Origin of the sequence: Streptomyces sp. NPDC058685 (assembly GCF_042714725.1) — a bacterium.
Taxonomy (GTDB): Bacteria; Actinomycetota; Actinomycetes; order Streptomycetales; family Streptomycetaceae; genus Streptomyces.
This window is the reverse complement of record NZ_JBHXSL010000025.1, coordinates 23,580-41,092: the sequence shown is the minus strand read 5'-3', so window position 1 is coordinate 41,092 and position 17,513 is coordinate 23,580. Positions and strand designations below refer to the sequence as shown.

Sequence of the window (17,513 nt, the reverse complement as noted above, 5' to 3'; positions counted from 1 at the left end):
ACAGGGCATGAACCGGCTGACCGGATGTGGGCTCTCGTACGCTCGACGGTACCCGAACGGCCGTGGCCCGTTCAGTGCCCGAGCGGCCACAGCTGCGGGTCCGGCGCGAAGCGGACCCTCAGCGCACCGTCCGCGAGGGCCGCGCCCGCCACGGTGCAGCGGCGCAGGGCGGACGGCAGCGGCAGGATCCTGCGGAACGGTCCGACCGTGAGCAGCAGTTCGTCCCCGCGGCGGACCAGGCCGACGTCTCCCTTGACGGCGCCCGGCAACTCCAGGGTCCAGACGAGGATGCCGTCGTCGGCACGGCGGTCCTCGATCCGCTGCCGTGGGCTGCCGCGGTCCGCGCCGTCGCCGTCCCGCGGTCCGTCGCCGCCCGGCAGCCAGAGGTCGCCCAGCAGGGCGAGGTCGTCGAGGCCGCGGGGGTCGCGGCCCACATGGGGAACTTCGAGGAGCGCTGTGCCGGGCAGCCAGTCCTCGGACCACTCGTGCAGGCACTTCTCCTGCTGGGCCGCGAGGGAGGCGAGCCAGGTGTCGGCGGAGTGCCGGGGCAGGACGCGGTTGGCCAGCAGGGCCTCGACCCGCAGACCGTGCAGGGCGAGTCCGCTGCGGGCGGTCCGCAGGGCGGTGGCGGCCGCGGGTCCCGGTTCGGCGACCACGCGCAGAGCGGTCTCACCGGACTCGATCACGCTCTGGACGAGGGCCAGTTCGGCGTCCCAGCGCGCGGCTGTCGCGTACAGCCACTGAGCGGGCATCGGGACACCCGCGAGCTGGGCGAGGACCGGGCGCAGGGCGCGGGCGGCCTGGCGTTCCTGCGGCAGCAGCCGGCGCAGATAGCGGCGCAGCTGCTCGGGCAGGGCGAGCAGCGCGATCGTCTCGCGCAGCGGCGGCAGGTCGACGACGGCCGTGTCCCAGTCGCCGGAGGCGGCGACGGTCAGCGCCCGCAGGAGGGCGAACTGCTCGCTGCCGGGGAGTTCGGTGAGCTCCGCCTCTTCGAGCCGTGCGGCGCCGAGCAGGTCGAGCGCGGAGGCGCTGCGCTCCTGGAGCGAGAGGAATTCCGCCCGGAAGTCGGCGCCGGTGTCGACACGGGCAGCCCAGAGGCCGTCCGTGATCTTCTCGGGCGCATCGGGGCTGCCGGTGACCGGGGTGCCGAGCACGTCGCCGGGGCCGGTGGAGAGGAAGAGCACGCGCTCGCCGCGCTTCGCCGCCGCGTGGGCGGTCGCCGCGGCGACGGTCGTACGGCCCGCGCCGCCGAGGCCGGTGACGAGGACCGTGCGCATCAGGCCTTGCGTCCGCTCTCGACGCGCTTCTTCAGACCGGCCAGGGCGCGGTCGATGATGACCTTCTCGGCCTTGCGCTTGATCATGCCGAGCATGGGGATCTTGACGTCGACGGTCAGCTGGTAGGTGACCTCGGTGCGGTCGCCGCCGCCGACGGGGGCGAGCGTGTACGAGCCGTCGATGGCGCGCAGCATCTGGGACTTCACCAGCGTCCAGCTGACCTGGTTGTCGCCGTTCCAGGTGTACGCGAGCGTGTGGTCGTCCTTGATCGCACCGGCGTCCAGCACCAGACGGACCTGCTCGGCGCGGCCCTTGCCGTCGGTGGCGAGGACTTCCGCCTCCTTCACCTCGCCGGTCCACTCGGGATAGCGGGCGAAGTCCGAGATCACCCCCATCACATCGGCCGGCGCCGCCTCGATCGTGATGCTCGAGCTGGTGTGTTCCGCCATCGCTGCGGCTCCTCGGAGTGCGGGTACGGACCGGGGGTGGTGTGGTGTGCAGGCTATCGCGCCTCGGCAGGTGGGAATCCCAGGGCCCGGCTCACCGATCGCCGGCCGGTACCCGGTCTTCCGGGGCCGTGCTCAGCAGCCCGTGCACCGCGCTCGCTCCTCCGGGGCCGCACCGGGCACTTCACGGCCCGTGCTCACCACTCCAGCGTCCAGGGACGGCCCGTCGAGGCGAAGTGCCCGACGTTCACGCACTCGGTCGCGCCGACGCGCATCCGCCGGACGAGGGGCTGATGCACGTGACCGAACAGCGAGTAGCGCGGCCGGGTGCGGTGGATCGCGTCCAGCAGAGCGCGGCTGCCGCGCTCGAAGCGGCGGGCGACCGTGTCGTAGGTCAGCTCGGGGACCTCGGGCGGAATGTGCGAGCACAGGACGTCGACCTCGCCGAGCGCCTCGACCTTCGCCGCGTACTCCTCGTCGGAGATCTCGTAGGGCGTGCGCATGGGCGTGCGCAGTCCGCCGCCGACGAACCCGAAGACGAGGCCACCGATCTCGACGCGTTCGCCGTCCAGGACGGAGACGCCCGGGTGCGCGTACTCCGGCCAGAGGGTCGGCATATCGACATTGCCGTAGGTGGCGTACGTCGGGTGGGGAAAGGCGGCGAACAGCTCGGCGTACTGGCGTCGTACGGCCGACTCGATGGCGCTCTCGCGGTCGGTGGCGAGCTCCGCCCACAGGCTTCGCCCCAGGTCACGGGCCTCGTCGAAGCGCCGGGCCGTGCGCAGTTCGACGAGCCGGTGGGCGTTCTCGGCGCCGAAGAGGTCCGGGAAGATGCCGCGCGAGTGGTCGGCGTAGTCGAGGAAGAGGACGAGGTCGCCGAGGCAGATCAGGGCATCTGCGCCGTCACCCGCGGTGGCGAGATCCGCAGCATTGCCGTGCACGTCACTGACCACATTGACTCGCATGCCTCGCATGCCGATCACCCTAGGACGCCGCCGCCGTGGCTGGGTAGAGGGGGCGGGACCAGCCCTTCTTCCGACCGCCGGCGGGGGTGGAATACTCTGCGCGAAGCACTGCCATACACGTGTGACGCAGGGAACATCTGGCCGGGACCCCCTATCCGGAACCGAGTACTGGTGGGTAACGTCCGGGCAGTCCAGTCGTGCTCACCCCCCATGAGCACCTGCCCGATCTTGGACCGCAGCCGGTGCATCACACAGAGCCGTGGCGCCGGCGCCCGATGAGGAGCAGCAGTCTTGCGCGAGTTCAGCCTTCCGGCCCTGTACGAGGTCCCTTCGGACGGCAACCTGACGGATCTGATCCGCCGCAATGCCTCTCAGCATCCGGATGTCGCGGTGATGGGCAGAAAGGTGGCGGGAGCCTGGGCGGACGTCACCGCCCGTCAGTTCCTCCACGAGGTGCGCGCCGCCGCCAAGGGCCTGATCGCCGCGGGCGTCCGGCCCGGCGACCGGGTCGCCCTGATGTCCCGCACCCGCTACGAGTGGGTGCAGATGGACTTCGCCATCTGGAGCGCGGGCGCGGTCACCGTGCCGGTGTACGAGACGAGTTCGGCCGAGCAGGTCCAGTGGATCCTCGGTGACTCGGGCGCGGTCGCGGTGATCGTCGAGGGCGAGGCCCACGCGGCCGCCGTCGAGTCCGTACGGGACCGGCTGCCGGGCCTGCGCGACGTCTGGCAGATCGAGGCCGGCGCGGTCGACGCGCTGATCGCCGAGGGCGCCGGGATCTCCGACGAGGCCGTCGACGCGAGCAGCGCGCGCGCCAAGGCGGACGACCCCGCGACGATCGTCTACACCTCGGGCACCACCGGCCGCCCGAAGGGCTGTGTGCTCACCCACCGCAGCTTCTTCGCCGAGTGCGGCAACCTCGTGGAGCGCCTCAAGCCGCTGTTCCGCACGGGCGAGAGCTCCGTGCTGCTGTTCCTCCCCGCCGCGCACGTCTTCGGGCGCATGGTCGAGGTCGCGGCCGTGATGGCACCGATCAAGCTCGGCTGCGTCCCGGACATCAAGAACCTCACCGACGAGCTGGCCTCCTTCCGGCCGACGCTCATCCTCGGTGTGCCGCGCGTCTTCGAGAAGGTCTACAACTCGGCCCGCGCGAAGGCCCAGGCCGACGGCAAGGGCAAGATCTTCGACAAGGCGGCGCAGACGGCGATCTCCTACAGCCGTGCGCTCGGCACCTCCGAAGGCCCGTCGATCGGGCTGAAGTTCAAGCACAAGGTCTTCGACCGGCTCGTCTTCAGCAAGCTGCGGGCGGTGCTGGGCGGCCGCGGCGAGTACGCGGTCTCCGGGGGCGCCCCCCTCGGCGAGCGGCTCGGGCACTTCTTCCGCGGCATCGGCTTCACCGTGCTGGAGGGCTACGGCCTCACCGAGTCGTGCGCGGCGACGGCGTTCAACCCGTGGGACCGGCAGAAGATCGGCACGGTCGGACAGCCGCTGCCGGGCTCGGTGGTGCGGATCGCGGACGACGGCGAGGTGCTGCTGCACGGCGAGCATCTCTTCCAGGGCTACTGGCAGAACGAGTCGGCGACGGCGGAGGCGCTGGCCGACGGCTGGTTCCACACGGGTGACATCGGCACGCTCGACGAGGACGGCTACCTCGCGATCACCGGCCGCAAGAAGGAGATCCTGGTCACCGCCGGCGGCAAGAACGTCGCTCCCGCGGTGATCGAGGACCGCATCCGCGCGCACGCGCTGGTCGCGGAGTGCATGGTGGTCGGCGACGGCCGTCCCTTCGTGGGCGCGCTGGTCACGATCGACGAGGAGTTCCTGGGCCGCTGGGTCTCGGACCACGGCAAGCCGGCGGGCTCGACGGCCGCCTCGCTGCGCGACGACGCGGAACTGCTGGCGGAGATCCAGCAGGCGGTGGACGAGGGCAACGCGGCGGTCTCCAAGGCGGAGTCGGTACGCAAGTTCCGCATCCTGAACGCCCAGTTCACGGAGGAGGCGGGCCACATCACGCCGTCGCTGAAGCTGAAGCGGAATGTGGTGGCGAAGGACTTCGCGGACGAGATCGAGGCGATCTACCGCGGCTGAGGCGGTACGGGGGCGGAAGCCCCCGACCCCGGGCGATCCGGCAGCCCGGACAGCCGAACTTCCGTCCCCGCAGGCCGTGGCCTGCGGGGACGTCGCGTCAGTGGGTACGAGTTCTGCCGGGCGCCGCGTCGGCAAAGAAGCCCCCGGCCGGGCATCGCGTCACCGCGGACACGCCCCGCCGACTCACCCCGCTCACAGCAGCGTTCTGAGCTTCTCCGCCAGCAGGTCCCAGCGCCACTTCTCCTCGACCCACTGCCTGCCCCGCTCTCCCATGCGCGTCCGCAGTTCCGGGTCCTCCAGCAGTGCCACGATCCGGTCGGCCGCGTCCTCCGCCGAGCCGCCGCGGACCACCCAGCCGGTTTCGCCGTCGAGTACCGCGTCCGGCGCGCCGCCGGAGTGGCCCGCCACCACCGGCAGGCCCGTCGCCGACGCCTCCAGGTACACGATGCCGAGGCCCTCGACGTCCAGTCCGCCCCGGCGGGTACGGCACGGCATCGCGAAGACGTCGCCCGCGCCGTAGTGGGCGGGCAGTTCGGCCCAGGGCACCGCGCCGGTGAAGCGGACCGATCCCGCGACCCCGGTGTCCTGCGCGAGCTTGCGCAGGTCCTTCTCGTACGGGCCGCCTCCCACGATCAGCAGCACCGCGTCCGGCACCTTCGACAGGATCGCGGGCATCGCCAGGATCAGGGTGTCCTGGCCCTTGCGGGGCACCAGCCGGGAGACACAGACGACCACGGGCCGGTCGGTGAGCCCGAGCCGTTCGCGGACCGCTTCGCCGCCGGAGCCCGAATGGAAGGTCTTCTCGTCGACGCCCGGCGGCAGTTGGACCATGCGGCCCGCCGCCTCGGGCGTGAGCGCGGCGGCGATGCGTGAGCGCGTGTACTCGCCCAGATATGTGAGGGTGTCGGTGCCCTCACCGATCCGCCGCAGCAGTTGCCGGGACGCGGGGAGCTGGGCCCAGCCGGCCTCGTGACCGTGCGTGGTGGCCACCAGCCGCTTCGCGCCTGCCCTGCGCAGGGCGGGACCCATCAGCCCGAGCGGCGCCGCCGCCCCGAACCACACGGACTCGCAGCCGTGCTCCCGCAGGAGCCCGACCGCCCGCCGGGTGACCCTCGGGGTCGGCAGCAGCATGGTCGTACGGTCCCGCACGACGGTGAAGGGCTGCTCCGCGTCGAAGGCCGCGGTCGCCTCCGCGCCCTCCTGCCCGCGCTTCCAGGTGGAGGCGTAGACGACCAGCTGTTCGGGGTCCAGCCGCAGCGCCATGTTGTGCAGGAATGCCTGGATACCGCCGGGCCGGGGCGGGAAGTCGTTGGTCACGATCAAGGTCTTGTGCATCGTCCGCCGACAGTACCGAACGGCCCTGCCTCGTCGCTCCGGCACGGTCCCGCCCGGCATCATGAACATCTCTCATTTCCGTACGAACAGGGACGAGATGCTCATGGCGGACGCGGCCGGCACCCGGCTCCCCCTCACGGTGTGCACCCGGCTCCCCCTCACGGTGTGCACCCGGCTCCCCCTCACGGTGTGGATCCTCACCAGGACGGCGCTGCTGCTGTGCGTCTTCAAAGTGGTCACGTTCCCCGGCCCCGACGTCACCACCGACGTCTCGGTGATCTACCAGGGCTGGTACGAGACGCTCAGCACCGGCACCTTCCCGCCGGGCGACGTCACCTGGCAGTACCCGCCCGCCGCGGCGCTCGCGATCCTCTCCCCCGCCGTGGTGCCCCTCCTCGGCTATGCCTCCGCCTTCTTCGTCCTCGCCGCCCTCTGCGACGCATTCGTCCTCGCCCTGCTGCTCCACGCCGGAGTACGGCCGGGCGCGACCCGGCGGGGTGCCTGGATGTGGATCGGCGGAGTGGCGCTCCTCGGACCGACGGCCTACGCGCGCTACGACCTGATGGTCACCGCCGTCGCCGTGGCCGCGCTCGTCGCGGGAGCCCGCCGGCCCCGCATGCTCGGGGTGCTCGCGGGACTGGGCGCCATGCTCAAGGTCTGGCCGGTCCTGCTGCTGCTGGGGCTGCCGCGGGGCCGTGCGACCCGTCGTGCCTGGGCCGCCGCGGCGGTCGTCGCGACCGGCCTCACTCTGCTCTTCGTCGCCGCCATGCCCGGCGCCCTGGGCTTTCTCACCTCCCAGCGCGACCGGGGCACCGAGATCGAGTCGCTGGGTGCGCTCGTCTTCCACGGGGCGCGGCACATCGGCTGGGACGGCAGGGTGGCGCTGAACTACGGGTCCGTGGAGTTCCTCGGCCCCTGGGTCCCGCTCGTGTCCACGCTCGCGATGGTCCTCGGCGTCGGGGCGCTCGGCTGGCTGGTGCTGTGGCGGCTGCGGGCACGGGAGTTCGGCCCCTCCACCGTGTGCGACGCCGCGTTCGCGGCCGTGCTGCTGTTCACCACCACCAGCCGGGTGATCAGCCCGCAGTACATGATCTGGCTGGTGGGGCTGGCGGCGGTCTGCCTGACCCTCCGGGCCTGCCGCATGGCCCTGCCCGCATGGCTGGTGCTGGCCGCGTGCGCGATGACGGTGCTGGAGTTCCCGGTCTACTTCGCGCACGTGGTGGAGAGCGACCCGCTGGGCGTGCTGCTGCTGGCGGTGCGCAACGGTCTGCTGGTCGCGGCGACCGTGACCGCCTGCGTACGGCTGTGGCGGCACACGGTCCACGAGCCCGGCAGCCGGGGAAGCCTGCCGCTGCGACCCGCGCCCGACAAGGAGCTGCTCTCCTCCTGAGCCGGCCGCGGGGCCCGTCGTCAGCCCGGGAGTGCTCTCCTCCTGAGCCGGCCGCGGGGGCCCGTCGTCAGCCCAGGCGCTCCCGCAGATACCCCCGCCACGTCACCGTGAACTCCTCGGGCGAGGTCCCCAGCACGTCCCGCATCGCCTTCTCGACCGCGCTCGCCCGATGCTTCTGCTTCCCCACCGCCCGGTAGAAGGCGGTCAGCTTCGTCTCGCCCCATCTCTCGGCGATCAGCTCGCACGCCATCCAGCCGCCCTCGTACGCCCGCGCCAGCGCATCCGCGTCCCCGCCGAAGGCGAAGTCCTTGTCGTCCGGCAGGGCTGCCGGGGTCTCGCCGCCGAGGACCGCCCGCCGGAGTTCGGGCGCGGTCTGTCCGTCCGTGCGGGCGGTGCCGCGGTAGGCGACCCAGTCGGCGAAGCCCTCGGAGAGCCACATCGGAGTGGCCTGCGAGGTGTACGCGCGCGTCGCCACGTGCGTCGTCTCGTGGGTGAGCACGACGCTCTGCCCGAAGTCGCCGAGCACTCCGTACGCCTCGGGGTTGACGATCACCCGGTCCGCGGGGGCCTTGCCGGAGGACCCGGTCTCGCCCGTGGTGACGGCCGCGATGCCGCGGTATCCGGCCGCGGGGGCGCCCAGGAGCTCGCCCATGGCCTCCAGCGAGGACGGCACGAGGACGACGACGCGCCGGGCCCAGGGGGACGGCCAGGCTCCCGCGACGGCCGGCACCGCACGGTCGGCGGTCGCCGCGAGCGCCTTCTGCCGGACGGTGTCCCGGTCGACGGCGAGCACCAGGCTGCGGCTGCCGCGTACGACACGGACGTCGCCCTGCTGCCAGAGCTGCTGGGCGCTCTTCCCGGCGGGACGGTCGGCCTTCAGATACCAGCGGCCGTCGCGCCGGACGAACTCGAAGGTGCGGGCGGCGGTGACGGGCGCGGTGTCGTATCCGGCGATGCGGTAGCGGAGTTCGGCGTCGGCGACCGCGGTGGAGCCGTCGCGGCGCACGTCCCCCAGCCGGTACTCCCAAGACTCGAAGGGGATGTCCGCCATGTTGCGGAACTGCCGGAGCTCGTCGGCCCGCAGGGCGCTCGCGTCGGAGGCCAGCGCACCGAGATAGGCGTTCTCGTCGTGCCCGAGGACGGCGGCGGCGCGGCCGTCGAGGGTGCGCCGGATCTCGTGGACCGTGCTGTCGGACGCCCCCGGATCAGCGCAACCGGAGGCCGACAGAGCGACGGCGAGGCCGAGCCCCGCCGCCATTCGTATCGCCCGGCGCCCGATGCGCCCGTGACCTGCCACCCTGTCGATCGTACGGAACGCGGAGCGGAAGCGGACGGGTCAGGACGCGGCCTGTGCCCGGATACGGACCCTGCCGGCCCTCGGAGCTGCCACCGCCGGAGCGGCCCAGGACACCGGACCGGGGGTCGGACACCGGACCGGGGGGTCGGACACCGGACCGGGGGGTCGGGTGCTGGACCGGAGCCCCGACGGCCGACCGTGGTTCAGACGCGCGTCACCGACGAGACGGGCATCATACCGACCGGGTCGTAGCGCACCGGGGCGCCGGGATAGGGCGCGTGCACCACCTGCCCGTTGCCCATGTACATCGCGATGTGGCTGGCGTCGCTGCGGTACGCCACCAGGTCCCCGGGACGGGCCTCGGAGAGCGAGACCTGTCGGCCGGCGTAGCGCTGCGCCTGCGAGGTGCGCGGCAGTCCGACGCCGGCCTGGGCGTACGACCACTGGGTGAGCCCCGAACAGTCGAATCCCGAGGGCCCGTTGGCGCCCCAGACGTACGGGCGGCCCACCGCGTTGCGGGCGGCCATCACCGCGGCGGCGGCCCGGGCCGAGGAGGGGGCGAGGCCAGAGAGCTCGGGCAGTGTGCCGCGTCCCGAGCGGGAGGCGCGGTCGAAGTCGGCGCGGTCCTCGGAGGACAGCGAGTTGAGCAGGCGCCGGGCCTCTCCCAGCTTGCGTTCGACGGTGCGCTTGTGACGAGCGACGGCCGCCTGGCTGCGCTCCAGTTCGACGAGGTCGCGAGCGGCTTCCGCACGCTCCTGGCCGAGTCTTCGCTGGGCCTGCTGGAGATCCCGCAGGGCGGTGGCCTGACGCTCGCTGATGCGGTCCAGCGTCGCGGCCTTCTCCAGATAGGTGTCGGGGTTCCCGGAGAGGAGCAGTTCGAGCGCCGGGTCCATGCCGCCGGAGCGGTACTGCGCCCCCGCGACCGAACCGAGCGCGCCACGCATCCGGTTGATGCGCTCCTGGCCCCGGGCGACGCTGTCCTGCGCGTGGCTCACGTCCTCGCGCAGCCGGTCGGCCTTCTCACCGGCCTTGTTGAACTGCTCGGTGGCCTTCTCGGCCTCCTCGAAGAGCCGGTCGACCGTGGCGCGCGAGGAGTCCGGCCCGTCGCCGGGATCGGCGACGGCCGCAGGTGCGGCCCCGAGCGCCGCAGCGGCCGTTGCCGCCGCGGCGGACAGAACGGTGACCCGGGCGCTGTGAGTGAGACCGGGCTGTGAGGGCCGTCGATGGGACGCCACGAACCGCGCTCCCTTCCGCTGGACGAGGTGCACGAGGGATGGTGCGCGGCAGACAGTAGCCGGGCGATCACGCGGCGGCCAACGACCGTATCGTGCACAGACAGTGACGCCCCGCCGGAGACCACAGGTCACCGGCGGGGCGCAGCGTCAGCAGGAGGTGCGGGAAATCGCCCGATTGGGCGTCAGATGCGCACGCCGAACTGGAAGGGCATGTTGTTGATGGACTCGTAGCGCACATTGGCTCCGCTGCGCGGCGCGTGCAGCACCTGGCCGTTGCCCGCGTAGAAGCCGACGTGGTGCAGGTCGCCGTAGAAGATCACCAGGTCGCCCTGCTTGAGGGCGCTCTGGGAGTAGATACGGGTGCCGGCGTTGGCCTGCGACTGCGAGGTGCGCGGTATGCCGACACCGGCCTGGGCGAACGCCCAGGAGGTGAGGCCGGAGCAGTCGAAGGAGTTGGGGCCGGAGGCGCCGTAGACGTACGGCGTACCGATCTTGCTCTGGGCGGCGGCGAACGCGGCGGACGCGCGCTGCGAGGCGGGCACCGCGGCACCGAGGTTCACACGCTCGCTCGCGCGGTCGGCGCGGGTCTCGTCGGCGGCGAGGGAGGCACGCTCCTGCGCGCTCAGGGAGTTCAGCAGCTTCTGCGCGGACGCGAGCTTGGACTGGACTTCCTTCTTCTTCGTGCCGAGCTGCTTGCGGGTGTCCGCCAGGTCGCCGAGCTTGCTCTGGGCTTCCTTGCGCTGCTGCGCGAGGGTGCGCTGCTTGGTCTGGATCTCGGTGAGCGCCTCGGTCTGCTTGGCGCCGAGCTGGTCCAGCGCGGAGGCCTTGTCGAGGTAGCTGTCCGGGTCGGAGGAGAGGAAGAGCTGCACGGCCGGGTCGATGCCGCCGGAGCGGTACTGGGCGCTGGCCACCGAACCGAGGCCGTCCCGCAGGGTGTTGAGCTCGTCCTGACCGCGGGCGACCTTGTCCTGGATGGCGTCGACCTGCTTCTGGAGCTTGTCCTGCTGCTCCTTGGCGCCGTTGTACTTCTCGGTGGCCTTCTCGGCCTCCTCGTAGAGCTTGTCGACCTTTTCCTTGACGTCGCTCTTGCTCGGCTTCGGATCAGCCTGGGCGGCCTGGGAAGTGAGGGCGACGGCCGCTGCCGCGGTCGCGGTGAGCACGGTCACGCGGGTGCGGCTCGGCTGCTTGGGACGACGGTGGGACGCCACGCGGGCGAGCTCCTTCTTCCTCAGCCGCCTACCGGGCAGTGGGGGGGGTCAACCCCGGCTCCACGCACACAGCTCCCCCGGAAAAAGCTGAAGTGCACAGAAGTGGCGGTTCCTTCGCTGTCACCCCGGATGGGTGATCAACCGCGCGAAGGTTCGAGGCCTGACCTTAGTGACCTTCTTGTGATCACTTCAAATCCTGTCGGGAAAAATGTTTGGCGCGGTGAGCATTCTTTACTCACATCACACGCGTTGTGATTGCCACTTGACGCAACGTTCCACCGAGACTGGAGCGAATCGGCGCAATGGGTACGCGAGTTGCTCAGACGCGCGAAAGCCGCTTCAGCAGCAAAACGGACGCGACCGGTCTGGCCCCCGCCTTCGCCACACCGTCGGCGACCTCCCGGTCGGTGGAGACCACCACGACGGGCCGGCCGGGCGGCTCCGCGCGCACCAGCTGGCGGATCAGCTCGTCGGCCGTCACACCGGGCTTGGAGAACAGCACCCGCACGCCTCGCGGCGGTGCCAGCAGCACCGGGGCGGCCAGCTCGGCTCCGTCGAAGACACAGGTGATCTCGGCCCCGGTCTGCGCCGCGAGCATGGAGAGTCCGCCGAGCAGCCGCAGCCGCTGCTTCTCCAGCGGCATCGTCGGATAGCCGGTCTTGGTGACGTTGTAGCCGTCGACGACGAGATGCGCCTGCGGCAGCGCGAGCAGTTGGTCGAGCAGCGCGGGGTCGGTCTCCGACAGGGCCCGGGCCGCGATGTCCTTGGGCGACATCCGTCCGGGCTCGACCGCGTCGACCGTGTCCGCGGGATGCACGGACGCGGGCGGCAGGGCCAGTTCGCGGCGCAGCCCCTGCGCGGACTCCAGCACGGTGTCCAGCAGCAGCCGCAGCCGCATGTCCTCGACGGAGCGCCCCTCGCGGGCGGCACGGCGTCCGGCCTCGACCGCCGCCTCCGCCTCGCCGAGACGGGCCTTGAGGCGCCTGCTCTCGCTCTCGGCAGCCGAGACCTGGGCCGCGGCCTCGGACCTGATGGTGTCGATCTCGGCGTTCACGCGGCGCAGCGCTGCCTCACCGCGCTTCACGTCGCTCTGAGCGCTGCGCAGCTTGCGGCGAAGCGATTCGGATTCCTTGCGGACCGTCTCCAGCTCGGTGCGCAGCCGTTCGGTCTCGCTCTTGGTCAGACCGCGCGCCTCGACCAGTTCCTCGCGCAGCCGCTCCAGTTCGCGCCGGCCGGCCTCGTCCGCACGCTCGGCGTCGGCGCGCTGCGCCTCCTCGCCGGCGGCGGCGACGAGTTTCACCCATCCGGTGGGCCGCAGAACGTAGGCGGCGGCCGCCACGTCGAGTGGATCGGCCGCCGCGGGCGGCGATCCCGCCGTCAGCGCCCCGCACAGTTCGGGCTGCGCCTGGGTGAGCCGTTCGGCGATGCGCTGCCGGAAGACGGGGTCGCTCTCCAGGGCGGCGGCCATCGCGTTGCCGGCGAACTTGGCCCGCCGGGAGGGGGTGAAACGGGCGTACTGCCGCAGTTGGGCGGGCAGTTCCGCGACGGTGAGGCCGCCGAAGGCGTCCGAGACCAGCGCCACGACCCGGCGCCGCACACCTTCCGGCAACGGCCGGTCGAGCGCCTCTGCGGCGTCACCGGCCGCACCGGCCGGTTCGGCGCCGCTGTCAGGCTGCTCCACGATCCGTCACCCCACTACCCGTTCGAGCCACTCCCTCAGGAGGCGGCGCCCGGCCTGTCCACCAGTTCGATCTTGTCCACCGCGTTGCACCAGCGGCAGCGCACCGACTCGATGGTCTCACTGACCACGTCACGCTCTTCGACGGTCGGCTCTCCGGCCAGGTCCAGATGGACGTACTCCACGACCTTCGACGAGCGCGTCACGTCGAAGCGGGTGAGGTTCCCGCAGAGCGTGCAGCGCCAGCGGGTCTGGTCCGTCGGCGAGGGAACCGTCGTCATCGTTCCGTCCTCGTTTCGTCGTGCGGATGCGGGTGCCGCGGTGCGCCGTCGAACTGCGGATGTACTCCCTGTAACCCTACGGCCTCGCGGGTACCCCGCGGCACGGCGAGGCACTCTGTACCGTTCCGGCCCGCTACGCCATGCTCTGTCCATGATCGGTTGGCGCAGGGCGGTACAGGGCGCGGTGACCGGGCCCTCGGTGACGTACGGCCTGATCGCCGTCTGCTGCGCGGTCTTCCTCATCAGCCCGGTCTCGGGGCTGAACCCGTCGTACGGCACGGGTGACGCGTTGCTGGCGGCGCAGAGCGTGTACTTCGAGCGATGGGGCGTGATCCCGGCCCAGCTGATGACCGGCTCCCCGGACACGCTGCTCACCCCGTTCACCGCGCTCTTCGTGCACGGGAACTGGCTGCACCTGCTCGGCAACATGCTCTTCCTCTACGTCTTCGGCGCGATGGTGGAGGAGCGCATGGGGCCGCTGGAGTTCGCCCTGTTCTACCTGGGCACCGGCGCCTTCGCCCTGCTCGCCTACGCGGCGGCCAACGCCGAGTCCGAGCAGACCCTGGTGGGAGCGTCCGGGGCGATCTCGGGGGTGCTCGGCGCCTTCCTTCTCCTCTTCCCGAAGGCCCGGGTCACCAGTCTCTTCCCTTTCCTCTTCTTCCTGCCGCTGCGGTTCCCCGCGTGGATCGTGCTGATCTTCTGGTTCGTCCTCCAGTGGCTCGCGGCATCGGGGGCCGGCAAGGGCGGGCCGGGGGTCGCCTACCTGGCGCACGTGGTGGGGTTCGGCACCGGCTTCCTCTACGCCTGGGGGCGGTTCCGGCGTCCGGCTAGAGTGAAGGCCCCAGCAGCGGCCACCGAGGGAGAAAGCCAGCCGTGATCACTGCGATCGTGCTCATCAAGACCAGCGTGGACCGCATTCCCGAGATCGCCGAGTCCATCGCGGCGCTGGACAGCGTCAGCGAGGTCTTCTCCGTCACGGGCACCTACGATCTGATCGCCATGGTCCGCGTGGCGAAGCACGACGACCTGGCGGACGTGATCCCCGGCCGCATCAGCAAGATCCAGGGTGTCGAGGGCACGGACACGCACGTCGCGTTCCGTACGTACTCGCAGCACGACCTGGAGGCGGCGTTCGCGATCGGTCTGGACTCCTAGAGCCCGTCGGTCCAGGCGACCGGGGACGGGCCCCGGCCCCCACGCATGAAGAAGCCCGCGCCTTCCGGCGCGGGCTTCTCGCACGGTCCATCAGACGGCGGGCACGCAGCGGCCGTCCTCCGTGCGGTACTGCCACTTCGCACCCTCGCGCACCAGCTCCGTCACCGCGCCGACGAAGCGCTCCACGTGCTCGTCGGGCGTCCCGGCGCCGAAGCTCACCCGGATGGCATTGAGCGACGCCTCGCCCGGCTGCGCCTCCGGGGCACCGCACTCCCCCGGGTCCTGCGGGGCGCTGCCGAGCAAGGTGCGGACCAGCGGGTGGGCGCAGAACAGTCCGTCGCGTACGCCGATGCCGTACTCCGCCGACAGGGCGGCAGCGAAGTGCGAGCTGTTCCAGCCCTCCACCACGAAGGAGATGACGCCCACCCGTGTCGGGGTCCCCGCAGCGGAAGGCGAGGGGGATTCGTCGCCGAACAGCGACAGCACCTTGACCTCCGGCACCGTGGCCAGGCCTTCCAGAACCCTGTCGACCAGGTGCTGCTCACGGGCGACGAGGTTGTCGAAGCCGGCCTCGGTGAGCGCCTTGCAGGCCGAGGCGATGGAGTAGACGCCGATGACGTTGGGCGAGCCGGCCTCGTGGCGCGCGGCCTCCGTGTGCCACTCGACGTCCACGCCGCCGTCGGCACGCCGTGCCACCTTGCGGGACGCACCGCCGCCGGCGAGGTACGGCTCCGCGGTCTGCAGCCAGTCCGCCCTGCCCGCGAGCACGCCCGAGCCGAACGGCGCGTACAGCTTGTGCCCGGAGAAGGCCACCCAGTCGACGTCGAGGTCACGCACCGAGACGGCGTGGTGCGGGGCGAGCTGCGCCGCGTCCAGAACGATCCGCGCCCCGTGGGCGTGCGCCACTTCCGTGAGCTCCTTCACGGGCCACAGTTCACCCGTCACATTGGACGCTCCGGTCACGCAGACCAGCGCCGGGCCGATGGGGTCGCGGCCGGCGAGCGCCTCCTCCAGCGTCCGCACCGCCTCGGCGTGGGTGCGCGGCGCGTTCAGATACGTCACCCGGGCATCGCCCCAGGGCAGCAGCGAGGCGTGGTGCTCGGTCTCGAAGACGAAGACCCGGCAGTCCGCCGGCAGCGCGGACGCCAGCAGGTTCAGCGAGTCGGTGGTGGACCGGGTGAAGACGACCTGGTCGCCCTCGCGGCAGCCGAGGAAGTCGGCGACCGTGACGCGGCTGTTCTCGAAGAGGTCGGTGGACAGCTGCGAGAGGTAGCCGGCGCCGCGGTGGACGCTGCCGTAGTAGGGGGCGTACGCGGCCACGTCGTCCCACACGCGCTGAAGAGCCGGTGCGCTGGCCGCGTAGTCGAGGGCCGCGTAGGTGACCTCACCGCCGGTCACGAGCGGCACGGTCACGTCGCGGCCGAGGACCGGCAGCGGCTCGGCACAGCAGGGGTCGGACCCGGCAGCGGCGAGAGCCACGTCCGAGGAGGGGGCGGTGACGGCAGGAGCGGTGGCGGTGTTCAGGCGTGCGGACATGGCGGTATCTCCCGGCAGGAAAGGCGAAATCGGCTTCAAGAACCCGGCGGTGCGGGGACCTCGACACACGGCGGACGCCGTGCGGAGGGTGTGCTGAAGAAGGGGCTGTACGCCCTATCGCATTCGCTTGCTCACGAGACTGCTCCCTTGAGGACCAGGACCCCAGGGTGTGCAGGGGTCCGCGCTTGCCACAGACCTCGCTGCCTGCGGCCTGGTCTTCACCCGGGGCACCCCGCCACGGACGGAGGGTTGCCGGACAGCGGGCCGGGGCCGTAATCGCTGTCACTCATGACCTTGGAGAGCATCCTGCCACACGACGCGGACACCGCAAGAGCGCGGTCCACCATCCGGACCGCGCCCTCGCACGACGCATCGATCGGTGCTGCCGGCCCCCGCCGGATCAGCCCTGGTCGTTGGTGGCGGCCACCCAGCGCTGGAGCGCGTCGTTCGCCGCGCCCGAGTCGATGGCCTGGGCGGCCCGAGCGACCCCGGCCGCCAGCTGTTCGTTCAGCGTGCCGTCCGTCGGGTCCAGCGCCACCAGGGCGGCCGCCGAGTTCAGCAGAACGGCGTCCCGCACCGGCCCGGTCTCCCCGCCGAGGAGCCGTCTCGCCACGTCGGCGTTGTACGAGGCGTCGGCCCCGCGCAGCGCCTCCACCGGCACCAGGTCGATGCCGATGTCCCGCGGGTCGAACGCCTCCTCGCGCACCTCACCGTCGCGGACCACCCACACCCGTGAGGTGGCGGTCGTCGTCAGTTCGTCCAGGCCGTCGTCGCCGCGGAAGACCAGCGCCGACGAGCCGCGCTCGGCGAGCACCCCGGCCATGATGGGCGCCATCCGCGCGTCCGCGACGCCGGTGGCCTGCGCCCTGACCTGCGCCGGATTGGTCAGCGGGCCGAGGAAGTTGAACGTGGTGCGGATGCCCAGTTCCTTGCGCGCCGCGGCCACATGCCGCAGCGCGGGGTGGAACTTCACCGCGAAGCAGAAGGTGATGCCCGCCTCCTCCGCGACCTCGGCCACCCGCTGCGGGGTGAGCTGGAGATTGACGCCGAGCTTCTCCAGGACGTCGGACGCGCCGCTCGCGGACGAGGCCGCGCGGTTTCCGTGCTTGACGACCTTGGCTCCGGTGCCGGCCACGACGATGGCCGACATCGTGGAGATGTTCACCGTCTTGGCCCCGTCGCCGCCCGTGCCGACGATGTCGACGCTGCGGCCGGGCACCTCGATCAGGTTCGCGTGCGCGTACATCGTGCGCACCAGGCCGGAGATCTCCTCGACCGTCTCGCCCTTCGCCCGCAGCGCGACCGCGAACCCGGCGATCTGGGCGTTCGTCGCCTCACCGCTGAGGATGCGGTCCATCGCCCAGGCGGTGGCGTCGGCGCTCTGGTCGCGGTTGTCGAGCAGAGCGTTCAGCACACTCGGCCAGGAGTGAGCCGCCACGCTGTCGCCGCCGACCGGGGTCACAACGTTCATGGTCCACTCCTGGGTCCACAGCCGATAAGGGGAATGCGTCCACCCTATCCAGCCCCGGAGACGGCGAAGGGCCCCGTCCGACGATTGGACGGGGCCCTTCACCTGCTACTGCCGGGAGGTGTCTTCGGCGCTGTGGCGGCAATGCACTCGC

15 protein-coding genes and 1 riboswitch are annotated in these 17,513 nt (G+C 71.8%); of the genes, 4 read left to right on the top strand and 11 right to left on the bottom strand.

Annotated features, from left to right (window positions below):
* Positions 1–71 precede the first annotated feature (71 nt).
* The 3 genes from ACFWU3_RS20800 to ACFWU3_RS20790 form a co-directional block, all read right to left on the bottom strand.
* The gene (locus ACFWU3_RS20800) at positions 72–1,277 is read right to left on the bottom strand and encodes an ArsA family ATPase (protein ID WP_384439420.1); all 1,206 of its coding nucleotides are present in this window, start codon (positions 1,275–1,277) and stop codon (positions 72–74) included.
* Positions 1,277–1,726: an SRPBCC family protein gene (locus ACFWU3_RS20795; protein ID WP_383236919.1), complete on the bottom strand. Its 450-nt coding sequence runs from the start codon at positions 1,724–1,726 to the stop codon at positions 1,277–1,279. The genes ACFWU3_RS20800 and ACFWU3_RS20795 overlap by 1 nt, the downstream gene beginning before the upstream one ends.
* A 194-nt stretch (positions 1,727–1,920) precedes the next feature.
* Positions 1,921–2,688, bottom strand: a complete 768-nt coding sequence (locus tag ACFWU3_RS20790) for a metallophosphoesterase (RefSeq protein ID WP_384439558.1) — start codon at positions 2,686–2,688, stop codon at positions 1,921–1,923.
* A 291-nt stretch (positions 2,689–2,979) separates the two neighbouring features.
* Here ACFWU3_RS20790 and ACFWU3_RS20785 point away from each other — a divergent pair, with 291 nt between their 5' ends.
* On the top strand, positions 2,980–4,776 hold the full coding sequence (locus ACFWU3_RS20785; RefSeq protein WP_384439417.1) for an AMP-dependent synthetase/ligase: 1,797 nt from the start codon (positions 2,980–2,982) through the stop codon (positions 4,774–4,776).
* Positions 4,777–4,968: 192 nt separating this feature from the next.
* Here ACFWU3_RS20785 and ACFWU3_RS20780 read toward each other — a convergent pair whose 3' ends face one another.
* On the bottom strand, positions 4,969–6,111 hold the full coding sequence (locus ACFWU3_RS20780; protein WP_384439414.1) for a glycosyltransferase family 4 protein: 1,143 nt from the start codon (positions 6,109–6,111) through the stop codon (positions 4,969–4,971).
* Positions 6,112–6,172: 61 nt separating this feature from the next.
* Between ACFWU3_RS20780 and ACFWU3_RS20775 the strand changes: the two genes are divergently transcribed.
* Positions 6,173–7,501, top strand: a complete 1,329-nt coding sequence (locus ACFWU3_RS20775; RefSeq protein WP_384439411.1) for a glycosyltransferase 87 family protein — start codon at positions 6,173–6,175, stop codon at positions 7,499–7,501.
* Between the two features lie 67 nt (positions 7,502–7,568).
* Here the strand turns inward: ACFWU3_RS20775 and ACFWU3_RS20770 are convergent, their stop codons facing one another.
* From ACFWU3_RS20770 to ACFWU3_RS20750, 5 genes are all read right to left on the bottom strand, one after another.
* Positions 7,569–8,759, bottom strand: a complete 1,191-nt coding sequence (locus tag ACFWU3_RS20770) for a hypothetical protein (RefSeq protein ID WP_384439555.1) — start codon at positions 8,757–8,759, stop codon at positions 7,569–7,571.
* 242 nt (positions 8,760–9,001) lie between these two features.
* Positions 9,002–10,033 carry an NlpC/P60 family protein gene (locus tag ACFWU3_RS20765; RefSeq protein ID WP_384439408.1) on the bottom strand — a complete coding sequence of 344 codons (1,032 nt, stop codon included), beginning with the start codon at positions 10,031–10,033 and terminating at the stop codon, positions 9,002–9,004.
* A gap of 182 nt (positions 10,034–10,215) precedes the next feature.
* A complete protein-coding gene (locus tag ACFWU3_RS20760; RefSeq protein ID WP_313946815.1) occupies positions 10,216–11,241 on the bottom strand; it encodes an NlpC/P60 family protein in 1,026 nt (341 codons plus the stop codon).
* Between the two features lie 319 nt (positions 11,242–11,560).
* Positions 11,561–12,922 carry an NYN domain-containing protein gene (locus ACFWU3_RS20755; RefSeq protein WP_384439405.1) on the bottom strand — a complete coding sequence of 454 codons (1,362 nt, stop codon included), beginning with the start codon at positions 12,920–12,922 and terminating at the stop codon, positions 11,561–11,563.
* A gap of 35 nt (positions 12,923–12,957) precedes the next feature.
* Positions 12,958–13,200 carry a hypothetical protein gene (locus tag ACFWU3_RS20750; protein ID WP_313946813.1) on the bottom strand — a complete coding sequence of 81 codons (243 nt, stop codon included), beginning with the start codon at positions 13,198–13,200 and terminating at the stop codon, positions 12,958–12,960.
* Between the two features lie 151 nt (positions 13,201–13,351).
* Between ACFWU3_RS20750 and ACFWU3_RS20745 the strand changes: the two genes are divergently transcribed.
* Together ACFWU3_RS20745 and ACFWU3_RS20740 are read left to right on the top strand one after the other, a co-directional pair.
* Positions 13,352–14,077: a rhomboid family intramembrane serine protease gene (locus tag ACFWU3_RS20745; protein ID WP_384439401.1), complete on the top strand. Its 726-nt coding sequence runs from the start codon at positions 13,352–13,354 to the stop codon at positions 14,075–14,077.
* Positions 14,074–14,355 (top strand): Lrp/AsnC family transcriptional regulator, encoded by a 282-nt coding sequence (locus ACFWU3_RS20740; protein WP_307663983.1) that lies wholly within the window; start codon positions 14,074–14,076, stop codon positions 14,353–14,355. Before ACFWU3_RS20745 ends, ACFWU3_RS20740 begins: the two co-directional genes overlap by 4 nt.
* A gap of 90 nt (positions 14,356–14,445) precedes the next feature.
* On the opposite strand, the gene ACFWU3_RS20735 is transcribed toward ACFWU3_RS20740, so the two are convergent.
* Together ACFWU3_RS20735 and trpD are read right to left on the bottom strand one after the other, a co-directional pair.
* The gene (locus ACFWU3_RS20735; protein ID WP_384439398.1) at positions 14,446–15,891 is read right to left on the bottom strand and encodes an aminotransferase class V-fold PLP-dependent enzyme; all 1,446 of its coding nucleotides are present in this window, start codon (positions 15,889–15,891) and stop codon (positions 14,446–14,448) included.
* Between the two features lie 176 nt (positions 15,892–16,067).
* A riboswitch (SAM riboswitch) is annotated at positions 16,068–16,185 on the bottom strand.
* Between the two features lie 106 nt (positions 16,186–16,291).
* Positions 16,292–17,362 carry an anthranilate phosphoribosyltransferase gene (gene trpD, locus ACFWU3_RS20730; RefSeq protein ID WP_384439395.1) on the bottom strand — a complete coding sequence of 357 codons (1,071 nt, stop codon included), beginning with the start codon at positions 17,360–17,362 and terminating at the stop codon, positions 16,292–16,294.
* Positions 17,363–17,513 lie beyond the last annotated feature (151 nt).

What these genes read in the sequence shown, in the direction of transcription:
- ACFWU3_RS20800 (WP_384439420.1), bottom strand. Translation starts at nt 1,277, where the DNA reads ATGCGCACGGTCCTCGTCACCGGCCTCGGCGGCGCGGGCCGTACGACC.
- ACFWU3_RS20795 (WP_383236919.1), bottom strand. Translation starts at nt 1,726, where the DNA reads ATGGCGGAACACACCAGCTCGAGCATCACGATCGAGGCGGCGCCGGCC.
- ACFWU3_RS20790 (WP_384439558.1), bottom strand. Translation starts at nt 2,688, where the DNA reads ATGCGAGTCAATGTGGTCAGTGACGTGCACGGCAATGCTGCGGATCTC.
- ACFWU3_RS20780 (WP_384439414.1), bottom strand. Translation starts at nt 6,111, where the DNA reads ATGCACAAGACCTTGATCGTGACCAACGACTTCCCGCCCCGGCCCGGC.
- ACFWU3_RS20775 (WP_384439411.1), top strand. Translation starts at nt 6,173, where the DNA reads ATGAACATCTCTCATTTCCGTACGAACAGGGACGAGATGCTCATGGCG.
- ACFWU3_RS20770 (WP_384439555.1), bottom strand. Translation starts at nt 8,759, where the DNA reads ATGGCGGCGGGGCTCGGCCTCGCCGTCGCTCTGTCGGCCTCCGGTTGC.
- ACFWU3_RS20750 (WP_313946813.1), bottom strand. Translation starts at nt 13,200, where the DNA reads ATGACGACGGTTCCCTCGCCGACGGACCAGACCCGCTGGCGCTGCACG.
- ACFWU3_RS20745 (WP_384439401.1), top strand. Translation starts at nt 13,352, where the DNA reads ATGATCGGTTGGCGCAGGGCGGTACAGGGCGCGGTGACCGGGCCCTCG.
- ACFWU3_RS20735 (WP_384439398.1), bottom strand. Translation starts at nt 15,891, where the DNA reads ATGTCCGCACGCCTGAACACCGCCACCGCTCCTGCCGTCACCGCCCCC.
- trpD (WP_384439395.1), bottom strand. Translation starts at nt 17,362, where the DNA reads ATGAACGTTGTGACCCCGGTCGGCGGCGACAGCGTGGCGGCTCACTCC.